This window comes from Saccharibacillus sp. JS10 (assembly GCF_024436065.1).
Lineage (GTDB): Bacteria > Bacillota > Bacilli > Paenibacillales > Paenibacillaceae > Saccharibacillus.
Window position 1 is genome coordinate 642,605 of record NZ_JANFNS010000002.1, and the last position, 20,175, is coordinate 662,779.

Below are 20,175 nucleotides of genomic sequence, written 5' to 3' on the forward strand. Positions count from 1 at the left end.
TTTTGCAGATCAGGGGTATCGGAAATCGAGATTTCGACCGATAGATAAGAAGAAGGGTTTTGAGCCTGGGGGAAAAGATGAAAAACCTCATCGGAGCGTTAAGGAGCGGAGCAGATATGGACGACTACACGCGGGAAAAACGGGGAAATGGAATCGGTCTGGCTTTGATCGCCGGAATCGGATTATTGACGTATTTAGCTTTTTTGGTCGGCGTACTGTTTTTAGCAGGAAAAGGTCTGCACGCGGTATGGATGTATCTATTCGGGTAATAAAAGGAAAAGAGTTGTGATCGCTTACAGGTTTCGGTATACTAGCGGTGTTCCACTTTTTCCTGATTTATCTATTCTATAGAATTTGAGAGGTAACCAATATCCAATGAAAATGACGACGAATGTCCGCATCTAACTCCATTTTTTCGATCAATTCGGAAAATAACAACTCGACAGGCGAACGCTACCGGTTTGTCTGCGACTTGAGTGTGATTAGGATACGTCTGTCTTTCATAGGAAGCCGGTTGCCTTTTTTGCGTACCCGTTTTTCGGGAATTAGGCACAAGTTTTATTGAAAAACAACCGTTTCTTTTCGGGATTTTCAACTCAAGTTCGCAGCGGCGGTCGTCGTTTCGCGGACTTTTTTTGATACCGGAAAGGATGAAGAATATATGCCTACATGGATGATTGCAAAAGATATAGAAAAAGAATGGAACGGCCGCGTACTTTTTGAACAGATTAATTTGGAAGTGACCGAAGGAGAGCGGTTAGCGCTATTTGGACGCAACGGTTGCGGCAAAACGACGCTTCTGCGAATTTTGGCAGGCATCGACGAAGCAACGAGCGGTAGCATAGAACGTATTCTTCCGCTGGAAGAATGGGGCATGATGAAGCAGCATGAAGAAGTGCCGATTCATACAACTGCGCTAGAACGGGCTTATTTCGAACATGAACAATTGTATCAATTAAAAGAAGATTTAACGTATTGGATGCAGCAGATGAGCGGAGCGGATCAAGATTCTGAGCAAGCGCTAGAAGCTTACGGCTTTGCACTTCAGCAATACGAAGCACAAGGCGGATATGAGTGGGAATATGAAGTGGAAAAGCAACTTCAACAAATTGGAATGCCGAAAAGCACATGGGATCTGCCGTACTCCTCTTTAAGCGGCGGGCAAAAAACGCGGGTGCGTCTTGCGGCTTTACTTGCCAAATCACCTAAGCTGCTCATTTTGGACGAACCGACGAATCATTTGGACGAAGAGAGTCTACACGCGTTAGAGCAACAACTTAAAAATTACACAGGAACGCTGCTTTTCGTTTCCCATGACCGGCAGTTTATAGACGAAGTCGCGACTTCGGTCTGCGAACTGAACCCGGACGGAATCACGAAGTACCGCGGCGGGTATACCGATTACAAAAACTACAAAGAACGTGAGTTGCGTGAGCACGAAGCGCTGCACAAAAAGCAAGAACAACAACGTAAAGCGCTCGAAGAATCGATCCGTAATTATCAACAATGGTTTTTACAAGCGCATCATTCGGCAAGTCATCAGAGCGAAGTCAAAATCACAGCAAGCTTTTATAAAGCCAAAGCGAAAAAGAACGTCTCTCGTTATCATGCCAAGCAAAAGCAACTGGAGCGATTGGATGCGGAAAGCGTAGGCAGTGTACGTAAAGCCCCGCGAATGAAAATGAACTTGGAAGACGAAGGCTTCGAAGCGCGCACGTTACTTCGATTTGAGCATGTAGATTTTGCATATGAACAACGGATGATATTAAAAAATGTTCATTTCCAGCTCAATCGCGGCGATCGGTTGGCAGTGCGCGGAGCCAATGGAAGCGGCAAAACGACACTGCTGCGATTAGCCAACGGTAAACTGTCTGCGACAGATGGCAAAGTGATCCTTCATCCTAAAGTAAAGGTCGGTTATTTCTCGCAAGAGCTGGAAGGGTTGCCGGTTGATCAGACATTGCTCGATAGTTTACTGGAGTTGCCGAATATGACGCAGACGGAAGCGCGCACGCTACTGGGATGTTTTCTTTTTTCCAAAGAAGACGTGTTCAAAAAAATCGGCAATCTGAGTATGGGCGAAAAGTGCCGAGCCGCGTTTATCCGATTGTATTTTGGCGGTGCGAACTTACTTATTCTCGATGAACCGAATAACTATCTCGATATCGATACGCGTGAAGTGATGGAATCGGCATTGATGCGGTACTCCGGCGCTCTGCTCGTGGTTTCCCACGACCGGATGCTTGTGCGTAAAGTCGGGAATCGGATTATCGATCTGGATGGTAAAGGCGGGTTTTCGTTGTTCGAAGGGAGTCTTGAAGAACAAGAGGAAAATGACAAGCAGCGTATCAAAAATCCGGTTGGTCGCGAAGAAAACGAACGACGGTTGATGTTGGAGTTGAGGTTAGCGGAGTTGCTGAGAGGCGAAGTGGAAAACCGTTCAAGTGAAGCTCAGCCAAAGCCCAAGCATGATGTGCAGTTGTCGAATATGTCGCCGGAAAAGCTGTCCAATGAGACGATCAAGGAAATTCGCGAAGTGAAGCAAGAACTTGCGGAATTAAAAGGAAAGTCTTAAAAGGGAAAAGGTTGAGTAGATATTGCGGCGCGGCAGGTTTTCAGAGGCTTTTGTTGACGACTCTGCCGCTTTTTTAGTAGAATATACAGGTGTTTTATAATACATTTATAATATAAATTTTACGCGATGAAAGAGAAAAGTAAGCACCGCCGACGTACAGGGAAAAAATGCCGTTGGATTGAGAGCATTTTTACGAGCACGACGCTGCTGAAGTTCACTCTGGAGCTGCTTTTTGAACAGGGCGTTTGATGTCCGTTAGTAGGAAAGCCGGGTTGACGATCCGTTATTTTCGTCTCTGAGAGAAGTTCGGTCGCTGCGACCGCAATGTTTCCTTTGATGCCAACAGGCGGCGGGAAAACTTCTGAATTAGGGTGGTAACACGATCTTTTCGTCCCTGCGGACGGGAAGGTCTTTTTGTTTTTCGGCTGTTTTTGTAAAAAAAAGCAAATATTGATTAATCCCTGAATGGGAAAGGAGTCTGCGGACGATGAGAGAACGGTTAGAAGAATTAAAAGTAGAAGCGCTGGAGCAGTTAAGCAGCGTAGCAGACGCAAAACAACTCGACGAGTTGCGCGTCAAATACCAAGGTAAAAAAGGCAAACTGACAGAAATCTTGCGCGGAATGGGCGGATTGTCGGCAGAAGAACGTCCGGTAATCGGACAGCTTGCGAACGAAGTACGCGATGCGATCGATGCAGCGGTTAGCGCACACGCGGAGCGTTTCGAACGCGAAGATACGGAGCGTCGTTTGGCTTCCGAGACGATCGATATCTCGCTGCCGGGACGTAAGCTTTCCCGCGGTGCCGTTCATCCGTTGACACGCGTGATCGAAGAAATCGAACAAATCTTTATCGGAATGGGTTACCGCATCGCGGAAGGCCCGGAAGTCGAGACGGATTACCATAACTTCGAAGCGTTGAACTTGCCAAAAGACCACCCGGCGCGCGATATGCAAGATTCTTTCTATATTACAGAAGATCTGCTGATGCGTACGCAGACGTCTCCGGTACAAGTCCGCACGATGGAAGCGATGAGCGGCGAAGTGCCGGTTAAAATCATCTGCCCGGGCAAAGTCTACCGCCGCGATGACGACGATGCAACGCACTCTTTCCAATTCAATCAGATCGAAGGTCTGGTGATCGGCAAAAATATTCGTATGAGCGACCTAAAAGGCACGCTGCTGCACTTCATGAAAGAATTGTTCGGTAGCGACACCGAAATTCGGATGCGCCCAAGTTTCTTCCCGTTCACGGAGCCAAGCGCCGAAGTTGACGTGACGTACAAGAAAAAAGGCGCTACAGAAGCCGGCTGGCTAGAAGTGTTGGGTTGCGGCATGGTGCACCCTCGCGTGCTTGAAATGAGCGGTTATGATCCCGAACAATATAGCGGATTTGCTTTCGGTATCGGCGTAGAGCGTCTTGCGATGCTGAAATACGGCGTTGACGATATTCGTCATTTCTACAACAACGATGAACGGTTCTTGGAGCAGTTCGCACGTCAATAGAAGTTATGGATTCCATATCATATAGAAGCAAAATTATAGATTAAGGAAGTGAGCGGGCAGTGAAAGTATCCACGCAATGGTTATCGGAGTATGTAAGTATCGAAGGCGTAACGCCTGAACAGTTGGCTGAAAAAATTACGCGTTCGGGAATCGAGATCGATGAGATCGAGCAGCGCAATCAGGGCGTAACCGGCGTCGTAGTCGGTTATGTGAAACACAAAGAAAAACATCCGGATGCAGATAAATTGAACGTATGTACCGTAGACGTAGGCACAGGCGAAGATTTGCAAATCGTATGCGGAGCGAAAAACGTAGATGCGGGGCAAAAAGTACCGGTCGCGGTTGTCGGCGCGGTACTTCCAGGGAACTTCAAAATCAAAAACGCGAAACTTCGCGGCGTTGCTTCGCAAGGGATGATCTGTTCGGCAAGCGAGCTTGGCATGAACGACAAATTGCTGCCGAAAGATCAACAAGAAGGGATTCTCGTATTGCCGGAAAATACAGAACTCGGTCTGCCGATCACGCAAGTGTTGGGACTCGACGATGCCGTGTTGGAATTCGATCTGACACCTAACCGCTCGGATTGCCTGAGCATGATCGGTGCAGCGTATGAGACAGCGGCGATTTTGGGGCGCGAAGTGAAATTGCCTTCAATCGATCTGATTGAAAGCGGCAGCGCTGCTTCGGAAAAAGTGAGTGTAAGTATCGAAGACGAAAGTTTGTGCTCGCATTATGCGATTCGTTATATTTCCGATGTCAAAATCGGCCCTTCGCCGCAATGGATGCAAAACCGTCTGATGGCGGCGGGTGTTCGCCCGACGAACAACGTCGTAGATATTACAAACTACGTCATGCTGGAATGTGGACAACCGTTACATGCGTTCGACGCTGACAAGTTAGGCTCGCAAATCGGCGTACGCGCTGCACGCGAAGGCGAAGTATTGACTACGCTTGACGGTCAAGAACGCAAACTTGATCCGTCGATGCTGCTCATTACAGGCAACGATACGCCTGCTGCGCTTGCAGGCGTAATGGGCGGTCTTGCGACCGAAGTAACGGATGCAACCGTGAATATCGCGCTGGAATCGGCGAAATTCTCCGGTTCTTCGGTACGCAAAACATCGAGAAAACTCGGTCTTCGTTCCGAAGCAAGCTTGCGCTTCGAAAAAGAAGTCGATCCTTCTGCGGTTATCGCGGCTTTGGATCGCGCAGCGCTGCTGCTGTCGCGCCACGCTAGCGGTTCTGTGCAACACGGTGTTGTCGAGCAGCGCAGCGGACAAATCCAAGAACAGAAAATTACGCTTTCGCTATCGAAACTCAACCGTTACCTCGGTACCGACATTTCGATGCTGGAAGTGAAAGCGATCTTTGCGCGACTGAACTTCAAATGCGGAGACAGCGCTCAAGATCAACTTGAAATCCAGGTACCTACCCGTCGCGGCGATATTATGCACGATGTCGATCTGATCGAAGAAGTCGCTCGTATCCACGGGTATGATCAAATTCCAACGACGGTTATTGAAGGGCCTACTACTCCAGGTGCTTATAGCAAATCCCAAGCGGTGCGTTATGCGGTACGTCGTCGATTGACATCCGGTGGCTTCCACGAAGCCATCACGTATTCGTTCACGCGTCCGGAAAACACGCAAGTGTTCACTGCGTTTTCGGCGGATAGCCATGCTGTTCCGCTCGCGATGCCAATGAGTGAAGATCGCAGTGTGCTGCGTACAACTTTGGTTCCTTTGCTTTTAGAGTCGGCACAATACAACCGAAACCGCAAAAATAGCGATCTGTCGTTTTTCGAGATCGGTAAAGTATTCCATGCCAGTGAGCAAAAAGTGACGATTCAACCGATCGAGCGCATGATGCTCGGCTTGCTTCTGACAGGTAACCGTAATGACGGTACAGTGGGCGCAGCTTCGCGTAAGGTCGATTTCTTCGATCTTAAAGGCGCAGTTGAAAGCGTACTGGAAGAGCTGGGTCTTAGCGTTGAATTCCGCGCAGATGCACCGGACGGTTTCCATCCGGGACGTTCCGCTTCGTTATACTTGAAGCAAGCTCCGAGTCAACGAATCGGCGTATTGGGTCAACTGCATCCGCAGCTTCAGCGCGATTACGATCTGGATGATACGTACGCTGCCGAATTATGCCTGGACGAACTGTATAGCTATGCAGCGCCAGAAATCGAATACCGCGATCTGCCGCGTTACCCTTCTGCGCAGCGCGATATTGCAGTAGTCGTGGATCTATCACTCGAAGCTGGGAAATTGATCGAAGTTGTACGTCAATCGGCAGGCGAGTTGCTGCAAGACGTGAATGTGTTCGACGTCTATACAGGCGACCGCGTCGCTTCGGATAAAAAAAGCGTAGCTTTGGCACTTACTTATCGTCATGCTGAGCGCACGTTGACCGACGAAGAAGTAGCGACAGCGCAACAACAAGTCGTACAAGCTTTAGAAGAAAATTTTGCTGCAGAATTGAGAAAGTAAAGTCATTTCGGCAGGAAAACGGCAAAACCGCATCGAATTCTTTGAAGAAGTCCGTTCGTTATAGCGTTCGGAGCCTTGAAGAAGGGTGCGGTTTTTGGCTGTAAAAGCAGATGCTGCTTATCATGTTCTTTTTACATGTATGATTTTGTACACTTAAACTTAAAAAAGCCGGCAGATCGCCGAATGGATAGCATAATCATTAAACACCCAAGAGCGGAGAGGAGTTGTCGAATATGGCTGAAGAACGGAAAACAGTCAGCGTGGATATTTACGGAACATCTTATAAAATTTTCGGGAGCAGCCAAGACTACGTGAAACGGGTCGCTCGATTGGTTGATGAACGCATGACGGCAATTGCAACCGGGCATCCAAGATTGGATACCGTTCGGATTGCAGTCTTGGCAGCGGTTAATATGGCAGAGACGAACGTCATGAATCAAGACTTGCAAGCACGACTCAACGAAGCGACGATGCAAAGCGAAGGTCTTCAAGCGGAGATCGAAACGTTGCGTACGCAACGCCAATCGGAAGCCGCGATCATTGATGAATTGCGTGCAGAGAATGTTCGTTTGACAGCGGCTGAACAAGAATTGGCGGAGCGCAACCAAGAAATTCAAAAAGCAAATACGGAATTGCAGCGATTAAACGGGCTGAAGCAGCAGTTGGAAAGTAAGTTAAGCGAAGCGGAGAAATCCGGGAATGAAGCTCGCAACACGCTTAAAACAACCAACGAGAAGCTGACTTCGGAACGTAAAACCAACGAAGGTCTATCCAATGATCTAAAAGCCGCTCGTTCTGAGCTTGGACGTAGTCAAAGTGCGCTTGCCGAAAATCGCAAACGTAGTACAGCGCTTGAGCAAGAAGGTCAACAATTACGTGAGCAGTTAGCCACTAATCAATCGCGGATTGAAGACTTGGAACGCGAACTGAGCACACTGCTTCAACAAGAAACAGAAGCTCAGCAACAAAATGCGAATCTTACAGCTCAAATTGCCGAGCTAGAGCAAGTAGGTGAGCAAGCGCAGAAACAGAAAGAAGCGCTGCAAAGCGAACTCCAACAATTGCGTGTAAGCAAGCAAGAACTCGAAGATCAACAACAACAAGCGAACACACGTATTGCCGAATTGGATCAATCGGTGTTGACGTTAACAGAGCTTCGCCATACATTAGAAGATCGCGTTCAAGAACTTGAAGAAAGCGAAAGTATTTGGAGCGAAGAACATACACGTCTGGAATCGGAACTTGGCGAGACAAGAAATCGCGAACACGAATTGTCTGAACGTTATGAAGAAGCACGTTCGAATTTGCAGCAGTTGGAGCGACGCCAAGCCGAAGAAGAATCACGCCGCATAGAATTGGAAGCAGGGCTTGCCGATCTGCAAGAAACGGAGCGCGATTTGCGTGAAGAACAAGAGCGTCTACGCGTTGAAATTAGCGAACGTCATACTGCCCATGAGCAATTGGAACAACGCACCGCAGAACTTGCCGAAGCGGAAACCGCATTAGCTGAAGAAAATGCCGAGCTTAGCCAGAAGTTGAAGGTCTGGGAACAGGAACAACACAAGTGGGAAGAAGAAAAGCAAACGTTCGAGTCTATGCTTGAAGAATCGGATACGACCCTTGTTTCTGTGCAAAAGCAGTATCAAGAACAACGTGTAGAAGCCGAACGTCTGAGCAGCGAATTGAATACTCTGGGTGAAGTGAATACGCGCCTTGTGGCTGATTTGGAAACGGCAGAAGCCCAAAAACAACAACTTTCGGATGAGAAAGAATCTTTGATTGCGCAGCAGCAAAGTCTGGAGCACCAATTGCAGGAAGCTCAAAACCAGCACAATCAATTGGAGCAACGTACCGAGCAAGAAATTCAGCAACGCGGTGCACAGATTCAAGCCTTGTCTCAGCAATTGGAGACTGCGAAGCAATCCGTCGTAGAGCTTGAAGCGCAGCAAGCGCGTTTGGAGACGCGTATAAGCGAACTGACTCAAAACGAAGAGTATGTAACAGGCGAAGTGCTACGTTTGGAGCAAGAGTTAACTGAATTGACAGAACGCGAGCGGATGTTGCAAATCCAGTCTGATCGACAGCATGAAGAAATCAACACGCTAAGCCATGAACGTGCCGCGCTCGAAAATGAACGAAACTCTCTGCAAGGTCAGCTTCGCAGCCAAGAAGAAGTGTCCGAGCGTTTTGCGCAAGAACAACAACATCTGACTGAGCAATTGAACGAAGCACAGAGTAAACAACGAGAAATCGAAGAATTCAGCGATCGCGTTCAACAACAATTAACGCGTATGCAGACTGAGCATCAGTCTGTCGTTGAAGAACGTAGTGCATTGTCAACTCAACTGGATAACCTTCAAAGCCAGTTTGATAACGTTCAAGATCGTGCATCGCAATTGACGGCTGAACTTAAGGATTACACCGAGCGAGAAGCTCAGCATAATCGTCAGTATACGGAGATTGAGCAGAAGCTGACAGAATCGCTGCAACAGATCGCGGAAAGACAAGCTCAAATCCATACTCTTGAACATACAGTCGAGCAAGAACAGCAGCAAACGCAAGAAGCTTCGGAAGCTCTGGAACGTGCAGAAAAAGAGCGTCAAAAGTATGCTGCACAATTCGCTGAATTCGCAGGCAGAGAAGCATCGTGGAGAATCGAAACGAGCCGTCAACGCCGCGAATTGCAAGAAGCGAATGAACGCGAGAAACTGTTGACCAAGCAAAAAAACGGAGCGGAACGCAAGTTGGAAGAAGCCGAAGCGCTTAAAGCCAAACATTCCAGCGAAAACGGACAGTTGAACAACGAGCTTTCCAAAGAACGCCAGTCTGTTCAAAACCTTGAGAAGCAGCTTCGTGTGCTACAATCCGAATTACAACAACTTCAAGATCGTCGTCGTTCTTGGGAACAAGAAAAATCGGAGCTTGAAGCGCAATTGAACGATGCTCAAACACGATCTGTTCAAGCGGACGAAATCGACAAGTTGCAAAATGAACTGGGGCAGGTGACGGAGCAATATGAAGTTCTTTCCCATCAGCTTCGCATTCTTCATGTCGAAAGCCAAATGGACAAAGAAAAACGCGAAGCTGCCGAGCTTGAGTTTGCAAGATTGCAAGAACAATATGCTGCGCTCCAAAAAGAATATAACGAATGGATGGAATTGTTCGATCAAGAGCAGCAACATTAAGGTGCATTATGGGTAACGTCGATGTAGTCAATCGGCAGGTCTTAAATGCGTATTGGGTTGTCGTCGCGATGGTATTGGTTGTCGAAATCATTTATTTTATAAACGGCGGCAGCGGTCGTTACGATTTCGCTTCTTTGATCTATCGAATTGTTTTAGTAATCGGGATTGCGGGTCTAGGTGAGCTGCTTTACATCTATTTTCGGCGATACGGTAGGCAAGTCATCATCGGAGTCAGCTTAACGCTGGCGTATGTGAATTATTTGAATCTAAGTGTGTATACCGAAAACGTACCGGGAATGTTTTTGATTTTTCCAATGCTTGTCCCGCTGATTTATTTTGATCGCAAATTGCTGGATTTATTCGGTGTGCTCAATATTTTTCTGTATACGTTGTTTTACTTTACGTTAGAGCGTACGATTTACGACCGAAGTATCGAAGATTTTTTGTTGATGGAAGCGATGCTGGTTTCGGCTTTGCTTTTGGCACGTACGGTACTGGCGCGCGCAATCGAGATCGGTCGGCAAGTCGAGCATTTAACGCAATCGCAGCAAGATTTGCTCGTGGATAAAGCGGTATCTCAGCGTATGCTCAAAATCGATGCGCTCACCCAGCTTTATAATCATGTGACCTTTTACGAATACTTAGAAGATCTGGTCGATCAAAGTCATCGCAATGGTCTGGAGATTCAAGTCGCCGTATTAGACATCGATAATTTTAAAAAAATCAACGATACGTACGGTCATATCATCGGCGATTTAGTACTAAAAGAAGTGTCGATTCGGATCGGTATGACGGTCTCGTTGAACGATTTTGCAGCTAGGTATGGCGGCGAAGAGTTTGCTGTCATTTTTACGGAAAAAAGTTTGGAAGAAGCTTTTGACTATACGGAGCAGATTCGATTAGCTGTCGAAAATGCGAACTATTCGTATATGGGCAATCATCCGGTTACGGTCAGTATCGGGCTTTGTACGTATGAGCCGGAAGATACAGCGGAGACGATGTTCGCTAAAGCGGACGCAGCGTTATACCGTGCCAAGCGTTCGGGCAAAAATCGCGTGGAGCAATACGATGCGAATTTGGACAGCATCAAGCAACGTTAAGGTCATTTAGGTTTATAAAAGGTGTGGTAGACCCTTCCGTAAGTTTGGCGATGCCGAGCACGGAAGGGTCTTTGCGATAAGGTTATACGAATATGTACATGGTTTCATGACCTGTAATTCGTTATAATTAAAAGGCGGAGAGTTTTGGTTCTCCAGAACCGATAAGGAGTTGTCACGTTCTTGAACGATAAAATATTTGAAATTCTACAATATGAACGCATTTCAAATGCGCTTGCCGATCAAGCACAGACGTCGCTAGGCAAAGAAGCGGCACGTGCATTGAAACCGGATACGGAATTGTCTGCGGTACAAAAATTGCTACAAGCCACGCATGAAGCTTTTCATGCCGACCGACTTAAAGGCGCACCGCCGTTTGGCGGAATCGTCGATATTCGCCCAGCGGTTCAGCGTGCTCGAATCGGCGGGATGCTGAATCCCCACGAGTTGATGGGGATTGCGACGACCTTATACGGTTCGCGCAGGTTGCGTCGTTTTATCCAGACTTTGCATGATGAACACCCGGTTGAATTGTTGAATAGTTTAGCTGAACTGATCTCTGAGCAAAAAGATTTGGAACGTCTGATCAATTCATGTATCGGAGATGCTGCCGAAGTCTTGGACTCGGCAAGCCCTACGCTTGCGAATATCCGGCGCGAACTGCGCGGCGGAGAATCACGGATTCGCGAAAAGTTGGAATCGATGATTCGTTCGTCCAGCGTTTCCAAAATGCTTCAAGATCAATTGATTACGATTCGCGGCGATCGTTTCGTGATTCCGGTAAAGTCGGAATATCGTTCGCATTTCGGCGGGATCGTGCATGACCAATCCAGTTCCGGCGCAACGATGTTTATCGAGCCGGAAGCGATTGTCGCAATGAATAACAAGCTACGCGAAACGAAGTTGCGCGAGATTCAAGAAGTCGAGATCATTTTGCAAAAATTAACGGCGGCTGTAGGCGAACAAGCGGATCTTTTGGCGTATGACGTGGATACTTTGGCGCAGTTGGACTTCATTTTCGCAAAAGGGCGTCTGGCTCATCAGATGAAAGCAACCGAACCGACTGTGAACGATCGTGGATATTTAAAAATCCGTAAAGGTCGCCATCCGCTCATCGACGCGAAAGTCGTTGTCCCTCTCGATGTTGAACTTGGCGGCGAATTCTCAAGCATCATCGTTACAGGACCAAATACCGGGGGTAAAACGGTAACGCTCAAAACGATCGGCCTGCTCAGCATGATGGCAATGTCCGGGTTATTTGTCCCTGCGGATGAAGGTTGCGAACTTTGCGTATTCGACGCGATCTATGCCGATATCGGCGACGAGCAAAGTATCGAACAAAGTCTGAGTACGTTCTCCAGTCATATGACGAATATTATTCGGATTTTGAAAGACATGACGCCAAAAAGTTTGGTACTGCTCGACGAAGTCGGAGCAGGTACCGATCCGGCGGAAGGTTCGGCGCTGGCGATTGCCATTTTGGAATATATCCATCAGTTTAATTGCCGCATGGTGGCAACGACGCACTATAGCGAACTCAAAGCTTATGCGTATGAACGCAGCGGCGTTATCAATGCGAGTATGGAATTCGATGTGGCGACGCTCAGCCCGACTTATCGATTGCTTGTCGGTGTGCCTGGACGAAGCAACGCTTTTGCGATTGCTGAACGTCTAGGATTGCCCGGCAAAATCTTGAGCTTCGCTCGCGGCGAAGTCAAAGAAGAAGATTTGCGCGTCGAAAATATGATTAGCGCACTCGAAGAAAATCGCCTGGGCGCCGAAGCGGAACGCGAAGAAGCGGAGCGTCTGCGCCGCGAAATGGAAGAGCTTCGAACGCGTCACGAGCGCGAACTGGAAAAGCAAGAAGCTCAGCGCGAAGCCCGTCTTGAGAAAGCCGAGAACGAAGCGCGGGACATTCTTGCCAAAGCGCGTAAAGAAGCCGACGAAGTCGTATCGGAATTACGTCGTTTGGCGATGGAAGAAGGCGCTTCGGTCAAAGAACATAAGTTGATTGCAGCTCGCAGACAGTTGGATGAAGCGGAACCTGCGGCGCGTACGAAAAAAGCGAAAAAACCGGCGAATACGAAAGCTCCGCAACAAATCGGTGCCGGCGACGAAGTATTACTGCATAATCTCGGTCAGCGTGGTCATGTGATCGAATTGGATGGCAAAGAAGCTTTGGTACAAGTCGGAATCATGAAAATGAAAGTCTCGCTTGATTCGCTTGAACGTGTACAGACCAGCCCGGTCAAAGTACCGAAGCAAAAGCCGGTTACCGCGGTAAAACGTACTAAAGACGACAGTACACGCTCAGAACTCGATTTGCGCGGTACGAATTTGGAAGAAGCATTGATCGAGACCGATCGCTTCCTCGACGAGTCGTTTTTATCCAACTTGGGTCAAGTGTATCTGATCCACGGTAAAGGAACCGGAATTTTACGTACAGGCATTCAAGAACATTTGCGTCGGCATAAGCTTGTCAAATCTTATCGACTCGGGAACTACGGTGAAGGCGGCAACGGGGTAACCGTGGCTGAACTCAAGTAGTGGAAAGGGCGAGGTTTGATCTTTGATGAATACATTGATCGATTCGATGTTGGCGACGCCTATAGGAGCGTCGATTGCCTACTTTTCGGTAGCGGTTCTGGAATTGGTTGTCTTTTTATCGATTTTCGAATGGGTAACCCGGTATAAGTGTTGGGACGAAATTCGTAAAGGCAACTTGGCGGTTGCCATGGCAACCGGCGGTAAAATTTTTGGGATTTGCAATATTTTGCGCTTTTGTATCGAATCCGGTTCGACCGTCTATGAAAGTATGTTGTGGTCGGTTGTGGGGTTCGTACTATTGCTCCTTGCTTATTTCATATTTGAGTTTGTGACGCCGTTTTTCAAAGTGGACGAAGAGATTGGCAAAGATAATCGGGCTGTAGGCTTGATTTCGATGATCTTGTCGGTTTCGTTGTCTTACGTAATTGGGGTGTCGGTGTTGTGAGTGTTTTGGAGGCGCTGCGGGGATCGTTCATTTCAGTCGCTTGTTGCAATCGGGAAGCTGGATGGTATTGGAATGGAGGCTTCCCGATTGCAAAGGCGAACGCTACGCTCTTCCATCGAACGATCCCCTTCGCTACTCCATGCGTGTGTGGAGGTTAAGAGAGTTTAAAGATTAAGAGATAAAACAAAGAGCATTAAAGATGAACTGCCCCTATTTCCTTTGGAAATAGGGGTTTCGTTTAGAGAGTTCAAAAATTAGGCACAAAAGAAAATATAAAAAAAGCCGCCCGAAAGAGAAATTGAGGTAGGGGCGGTATGGTTGGAATGAGCGGAAGCGGTAGCATACGGATATTTTTTAAGGTAAGATGGGGTACAATGAAGCAAGTGAAATACGATCATAAAAGTTAAGATCAAGCGAAAAGATTTGGAGGCGTGTCTAGTGAAAGAAACGAATAAGCTCAAGCTTGATATTCTTGAATTGTTGGAAGAAGACGCACGGCGTACTCATGGGCTGCTCGCCACGATGCTGAATGTACCGGAAGAAGAAGTACGCGAAGCGGTCGCCGAGTTGGAACAAGATCATGTTATCGTTAAATATGCGACAGTTGTCAACGAAAGCAAAGTCAATGACGAGAAAGTGACGGCGTTGATCGAAGTGCAGATTACCCCGGAACGCGGACGCGGATTCGAAGGGATCGCCGAGCGCATTTATTTGTATCCACAAGTCAAAGCCGTATTTTTGATGTCGGGCGCTTATGATTTGCTCGTTGAAGTCGAAGGAATGAGCTTAAAAGAAGTAGCAAGTTTCGTTTCGGACAAGCTTTCGCCGATTGAATCCGTATTGTCGACCAAAACTCACTTTATTCTTAAAAAATACAAGCAAAACGGGATCATTTTCGAAGAACACGAAGAAGATCGCCGTCTGCTGATCTCGCCGTAAAGGATGCGAAACGATGATAACTAACCGGGAATTGAATGTAAACGGCACACAGCAACCTTCCGAATCGCAGCACGGTTCGATGGAACGATATTTGTCGCCGTTAGTACGCGATATTAAGCCTTCGGGCATCCGTAAGTTTTTCGATCTCGTCAGTGCGAGTAAAGATATTATTACACTTGGTGTCGGCGAACCCGATTTCGTTACGCCGTGGCATGTACGCGAAGCTTGCGTCTATTCGCTGGAACGTGGATATACGCGGTATACCTCGAATGCGGGAATGCCCGAACTTCGCGAAGCGATCTCGAATTATCTGGATCAATCGTTTGGAACGTCTTACGATCCGGAAAAAGAAGTGCTCGTTACCGTCGGCGGAAGCGAAGCGATCGATTTGGCACTGCGTGCTTTGATTCGTCCAGGCGACGAAGTGCTGGTGCCCGAACCTTGCTACATTTCGTATTCGCCGATCACTTCGATCGGAGGCGGTATTCCAGTCGGCATCGAGACTTTTGCCAAAGATAACTTCAAATTAACTGCCGAAGCACTCGAAGCGAGCATTACACCTAAATCGAAAGTCTTAATTTTATGTTATCCAAGTAACCCGACAGGTGCGACGATGACTGCCGAAGATTGGTTGCCGATTGCAAAAGTCGTGGAAAAACACGATCTGATCGTGATCTCGGATGAAATTTACGCGGAACTGAGCTACGGACAGGTTAAACACGCAAGTTTTGCAGCAGCTCCGGGCATGAAAGATCGCACGATTCTCGTCAGCGGTTTTTCTAAAGCTTTTGCGATGACGGGTTGGCGGATGGGCTATGCTTGCGGGCATCCTGAACTCATCTCTGCGATGCTGAAAATCCATCAGTACACAGTTATGTGTGCGCCAGTCATGGGACAGGTCGCAGCGCTTGAAGCGTTAACGAACGGTCTTGGAGAAAAAGATAAAATGGTTGAGTCGTACAATCGCCGTCGCCGCCTTGTTGTTCAAGGGCTGCGCGATGCGGGATTGGATTGCCATGAACCGGAAGGTGCTTTTTATGCGTTCCCAAGTATCCAATCGACCGGTCTGACATCGGAAAACTTTTCTCAACGTTTGCTAGTCGAAGGCAAAGTTGCGGCTGTACCGGGTAGCGTATTCGGGCTTGGCGGCGAAGGGTTTATGCGTTGTTCGTATGCGACCTCTGTCGCACAATTGAACGAAGCTTTGGACCGAATTGGTCAATTTGTATACAAAGTCAAACGCGAAGGCGCGTAATCGTCACCTCTAGAGAAAAGCTCGGATTTTAAAAGCAGTCTCCTTTTTACAAAAGTTGATTTTGATGGAAAGGTTCTATATAATGGGGACTCGAATCTGGCAACTTTTCAAGGGGGAATGCTTTTTGTCTGGCGCACTAGCAGAACGCGAACTTTTCTTGCAAGAAGAAATTCGGATTTTGCGTATCCAAATAGAAGAAACGTTCGTGCGCGAACAGTCGTTCACTGCGGAAACGGTCGTCGAAATTAGCAGTCAGCTCGATATGAAGATTAATGAGTATATGCAGCTTACACGCTAATCATGAGATATAACGTCTACTTTTTTACGTCTATCCCTTTTGTTAAAACTGAATAGTTATACACCGTAAAAGAAAGTGACTTCGCGCTGAAGTTCTTTCTTTTTTTGTTTATCCACAATTCGGTGACAAGAAATAACGAAAATGCTTACAGCTATACAATTATGATATATTGATTAAGTAGGTAGATGGGTAGGTCTAAATTGCAAGGAATCGTTCGAGGAGGAATAGAAGTGAAGTGGAGAAAAGCGGGATTCTTGTTGCTGCTGGTCGCGACGATTTCATTACTTGCCGGTTGCGGAAAAGAAGAAGGTACATTGATCTTTATGTCGGACAAAGCTTCATCAAACCGCGAAGGTATTGATACCATTCAAGAAAAATTAACTGCCGAAGTGCCTGATCTAAAAGCAGAATTTAACTATTCGCCATTATTCGATCTGAATAAAGTATTGGTAGAGTATGTAGGCGGAGACAACTCGATCGTTATTTTGCCAACAGATACGATCAAAGTCTACGGTAAAGACGGAGGGCATATTCCTCTTGACGATTATTTCGACCAAGCCGATTATCCAGATGGCGTATTTGAGAGCGGCGTATTGAAAGACGGCGAACAAGATGCAGTAATGGAAAAGCATTTGTTCGGGATTCCGGTCAAAGATATGAAGATGTTCCAAGATGCCGGGTATACACCTGACAATATGCTCGCTTGTGTATTGGTGACAGCTCCCGATCGTGAAGTCGCGATCAAAGTGTTGCAAAAACTGACTGAAGGCTAACAGACGGAACCGATAAGGAGGACGCGGATATGCGTATTTATACGAAAACGGGAGATCAAGGTCAAACGTCGGTTATCGGAGGTCGGGTTCGAAAAGACGATGCTCAAGTCGAAGCTTACGGCACGATCGACGAATTGAACAGTTTTGTAGGTCAAGCCGCTTCGTTACTTCAAGACGATCGGTTCAAAGATTTGCGTGAACAGTTAGCTGTTATTGGGCAAGAACTATTCGATTGCGGTTCGGATTTGGCGTATACGCCTGCGGCGCAGCAAGCCTACAAAACACATGAAGCGATGACTGGGCGATTGGAACTGTGGATTGATCGACTCGAAGCAGGAAATCCGCCGCTGGAACGTTTTATTTTACCGGGAGGAAGCCCGCCCGCAGCTGCTCTTCATGTCTGCCGCACCGTATGTAGACGCGCCGAGCGCCGAGTGGTCGCTTTGATGGATCATACTGAAATCAATGCCGAAGTATTAAAGTATCTGAACCGATTGTCTGATTATTTTTTCAGTGCCGCGCGTGCTGCCAATCTGAAATTAAGAGTCGACGACGTCGAATATGTGCGCAGCGCACGAGTATTTTCGACAGATCAAAACGAACAAGAGTCGGGTGAATAACGATTAAACCTTATGATTTTCCTACAGAAAAAGGGATTGAACCGAAACACGGGTATTACGATCCGATTGCGTATATTGTCACTGCGCGCGAACAAGGCTGGACACTCAAAACTTTGATGCAAAACAAGCTGGGTGTATCGCGCAAGCTGACCTCAAGATTGAAAATGACGGAAAAAGGCATCATGCTCAACGGAAAAAGAGTCTATATCAGTGTGCATCTTCAAGAAGGCGATCTTGTCGAGTTGCGTATGGAACGTGAAGAATCGGACGATATTTTGCCGGAAAACCTTGCATTTGATATTTTGTACGAAGATTCGCAGCTGCTTATTGTCAACAAACCAGCAGGGATGATCGTGCATCCGACGCAAGGACATTATACCGGCACATTGGCAAACGGCGTCGTTCAACATTGGATCAATCGCGGCGAACAAGTCCGGTTTCGTCCGGTACATCGGCTAGACCGGGAAACGTCGGGCGTTCTTGCGATTGCCAAAAATCCATATGTGCATCAACATATCTCGGAGCAGATGATTGCAGGAACCGTCGATAAAATTTACCGGGCTTGGGTGCATGGGACTCCAAATCCGCCAAGTGGGCGTATCGAAGGCGCGATTGACCGAAGCCCAGAAGATCCGCACGTTCGAGTCGTAACGGAATCAGGATATGCGGCGGCAACGCGTTACCAAACATTGGACATTTATCCGCAGCAAAACGCATCTTTGGTCGAATTAGAATTGGAAAGCGGACGGACGCATCAGATTCGGGTGCATATGACCTTTATCGGGCATCCTTTAATTGGAGATGACCTGTATAAATATGCGTTAGATGCTCCAATTACAGAAAATGAGCGAGCTGCTTCTGAAGAGCTAGACAAGAAGCTAGGCAGACAAGCGTTACATGCGTTCCGGTTGGCTTTTGTGCATCCAAGCACAGGTCAGCGAATGACGTTCGAAGCGCCTTTGCCACTTGATTTGCAGCAGTTGCAGCAAGAGTTACAAAGCGATAGGAGAGATTAACATGACCTCATTGAAAGTGTATCATTACGCAAAATGCAGTACGTGCCGCAATGCGATCAAATGGTTGCAAAACGCGGGACATGATTTGGAATTGATTCCAATCAACGAACAACCGCCTTCCAAAGAAGAAATCCTCGATCTGATTGCAAAAAGCGGATTGGAATCGAAAAAGTTTTTTAACGTAAGCGGCGAAGTCTATAAATCGATGGAACTCAAAAACAAACTGCCCGATTTGAACGAAGAAGAACGTGCCGAATTGCTTTCTTCTAACGGGATGTTAATCAAACGCCCTGTCGTGACAGATGGCATACAAGCGACAGTCGGCTTCAAACCCGAACAGTACGAGCAAAGCTGGAGTCCAAAGGAGAACCATTCATGAGTGAATACAACGGGATTGAAGGGTTACCGGAAAATGTACTGGCACGCAAACCGTCTTTGATGTTGATCGACGGGATGGCGCTGCTTTTTCGCGCGTATTATGCGACTGCGTTAAAAGGTTATATCCGCCGCACCGCAGCAGGTGTACCGACCAACGGGATTTACGGCTTTGTGCGGTATATGTGGGATGCGGTGCAGCAGTTTGATCCGACGCATATTGCGTGTTGTTGGGATATGGGCGGTCGCACATTCCGCACCGAACAATTCGAATCGTACAAAGGCAATCGCTCGGCGGCTCCCGACGATCTGATTCCGCAATTCGATCTGGTCAAAGAAGTCGTCGAAGCGATGAATATTCCGAATATCGGATTGAGCGGTTATGAAGCGGACGATTGTATCGGAACGATCGCCAAACGCTGCGTCCGCGAACATCAGATGGATGTACAAATTTTGTCCGGGGATAACGATCTGCTTCAACTGACGGAAGATCAGATCAAAGTCATCATTATGAAAAAAGGCTACGGCAATTACCAAGTGTATACGCCACAGTTTTTGATGGAAGAAAAAGGGCTAACCCCTTCGCAGATCATCGATATGAAAGGTCTGATGGGCGATGCCAGCGACAATTATCCGGGCGTCAAAGGAATCGGCGAAAAAACAGCGATCAAGCTGGTTCAAGAATACGGCGATATCGACGGAATTTTGGCGAATTTGGATCAATTGACGAAGTCGGTTCGGAGCAAGATCGAGAACGATCTGGATATGCTGCATATGTCACGCAAACTCGCAGAGATTCACTGCGAAGTGCCGATTGAATACGCGATTGACCTGTGCGAATTCAAGCTGGATGACGCGAAGATTGCGGCTAAGTTTGAAGAGCTTGAGATGAGTAGTCTTACCAAAATGGTCGGGGCTGACGTGTTCGGTTGACCGCTTTGGGATTGAGCGGGGCGGCGTGTGGAGATGCTGAGAAGCAATAGAGGCGCTGCGGGTGGAAAAGAGCTTCGATCGCCGCTAAAATCCGATTCCCCCTTATTGAATAAACAAGCTGGGG

At 47.5% G+C, this 20,175-nt stretch carries 16 protein-coding genes; all 16 read left to right on the forward strand.

Translation table 11 applies throughout. The features are described 5' to 3' along the window. The first annotated feature begins 77 nt into the window (after nucleotides 1-77). The 16 genes from NOM90_RS08305 (at nucleotide 78) to NOM90_RS08380 (ending at nucleotide 20,051) form a co-directional block, all read left to right on the forward strand. Nucleotides 78-269, forward strand: a complete 192-nt coding sequence (locus NOM90_RS08305) for a hypothetical protein (protein WP_255941270.1) — start codon at nucleotides 78-80, stop codon at nucleotides 267-269. A gap of 392 nt (nucleotides 270-661) precedes the next feature. Next, nucleotides 662-2,575, forward strand: coding sequence for a ribosomal protection-like ABC-F family protein (gene abc-f / locus NOM90_RS08310; RefSeq protein ID WP_255941272.1), 1,914 nt, complete (start codon nucleotides 662-664; stop codon nucleotides 2,573-2,575). Nucleotides 2,576-3,062: 487 nt separating this feature from the next. Further along, nucleotides 3,063-4,079 (forward strand): phenylalanine--tRNA ligase subunit alpha, encoded by a 1,017-nt coding sequence (gene pheS, locus NOM90_RS08315; protein WP_255941273.1) that lies wholly within the window; start codon nucleotides 3,063-3,065, stop codon nucleotides 4,077-4,079. A 59-nt stretch (nucleotides 4,080-4,138) separates the two neighbouring features. Then, entirely contained in the window at nucleotides 4,139-6,568 is a 2,430-nt protein-coding gene (pheT, locus tag NOM90_RS08320) for a phenylalanine--tRNA ligase subunit beta (protein WP_255941274.1), read from the forward strand. 233 nt (nucleotides 6,569-6,801) lie between these two features. Continuing rightward, nucleotides 6,802-9,753, forward strand: coding sequence for a cell division protein ZapA (gene zapA, locus NOM90_RS08325; protein WP_255941275.1), 2,952 nt, complete (start codon nucleotides 6,802-6,804; stop codon nucleotides 9,751-9,753). 8 nt (nucleotides 9,754-9,761) lie between these two features. Beyond that, nucleotides 9,762-10,853, forward strand: a complete 1,092-nt coding sequence (locus tag NOM90_RS08330) for a GGDEF domain-containing protein (protein WP_255941276.1) — start codon at nucleotides 9,762-9,764, stop codon at nucleotides 10,851-10,853. Between the two features lie 180 nt (nucleotides 10,854-11,033). Then, complete coding sequence (locus NOM90_RS08335; RefSeq protein ID WP_255941277.1) at nucleotides 11,034-13,397, forward strand: endonuclease MutS2; 2,364 nt, start codon at nucleotides 11,034-11,036, stop codon at nucleotides 13,395-13,397. 25 nt (nucleotides 13,398-13,422) lie between these two features. After that, nucleotides 13,423-13,842, forward strand: a complete 420-nt coding sequence (locus tag NOM90_RS08340; protein WP_255941278.1) for a DUF350 domain-containing protein — start codon at nucleotides 13,423-13,425, stop codon at nucleotides 13,840-13,842. Nucleotides 13,843-14,280: 438 nt separating this feature from the next. Beyond that, on the forward strand, nucleotides 14,281-14,781 hold the full coding sequence (locus tag NOM90_RS08345) for an Lrp/AsnC family transcriptional regulator (RefSeq protein ID WP_255941279.1): 501 nt from the start codon (nucleotides 14,281-14,283) through the stop codon (nucleotides 14,779-14,781). A gap of 79 nt (nucleotides 14,782-14,860) precedes the next feature. Further along, nucleotides 14,861-16,036 carry an aminotransferase class I/II-fold pyridoxal phosphate-dependent enzyme gene (locus NOM90_RS08350; protein ID WP_255941857.1) on the forward strand — a complete coding sequence of 392 codons (1,176 nt, stop codon included), beginning with the start codon at nucleotides 14,861-14,863 and terminating at the stop codon, nucleotides 16,034-16,036. Nucleotides 16,037-16,160: 124 nt separating this feature from the next. After that, nucleotides 16,161-16,334, forward strand: a complete 174-nt coding sequence (locus tag NOM90_RS08355; RefSeq protein WP_255941280.1) for an aspartyl-phosphate phosphatase Spo0E family protein — start codon at nucleotides 16,161-16,163, stop codon at nucleotides 16,332-16,334. Nucleotides 16,335-16,564: 230 nt separating this feature from the next. Beyond that, nucleotides 16,565-17,107, forward strand: a complete 543-nt coding sequence (locus NOM90_RS08360; RefSeq protein WP_255941281.1) for a type 2 periplasmic-binding domain-containing protein — start codon at nucleotides 16,565-16,567, stop codon at nucleotides 17,105-17,107. A gap of 29 nt (nucleotides 17,108-17,136) precedes the next feature. Beyond that, nucleotides 17,137-17,727 carry a cob(I)yrinic acid a,c-diamide adenosyltransferase gene (locus NOM90_RS08365; protein WP_255941282.1) on the forward strand — a complete coding sequence of 197 codons (591 nt, stop codon included), beginning with the start codon at nucleotides 17,137-17,139 and terminating at the stop codon, nucleotides 17,725-17,727. A gap of 35 nt (nucleotides 17,728-17,762) precedes the next feature. Continuing rightward, nucleotides 17,763-18,743 (forward strand): RluA family pseudouridine synthase, encoded by a 981-nt coding sequence (locus NOM90_RS08370; RefSeq protein ID WP_255941858.1) that lies wholly within the window; start codon nucleotides 17,763-17,765, stop codon nucleotides 18,741-18,743. A gap of 1 nt (nucleotide 18,744) precedes the next feature. Then, nucleotides 18,745-19,122 carry an arsenate reductase family protein gene (locus tag NOM90_RS08375; RefSeq protein WP_255941283.1) on the forward strand — a complete coding sequence of 126 codons (378 nt, stop codon included), beginning with the start codon at nucleotides 18,745-18,747 and terminating at the stop codon, nucleotides 19,120-19,122. Next, the gene (locus tag NOM90_RS08380; RefSeq protein WP_255941285.1) at nucleotides 19,119-20,051 is read left to right on the forward strand and encodes a 5'-3' exonuclease; all 933 of its coding nucleotides are present in this window, start codon (nucleotides 19,119-19,121) and stop codon (nucleotides 20,049-20,051) included. The genes NOM90_RS08375 and NOM90_RS08380 overlap by 4 nt, the downstream gene beginning before the upstream one ends. Nucleotides 20,052-20,175 lie beyond the last annotated feature (124 nt).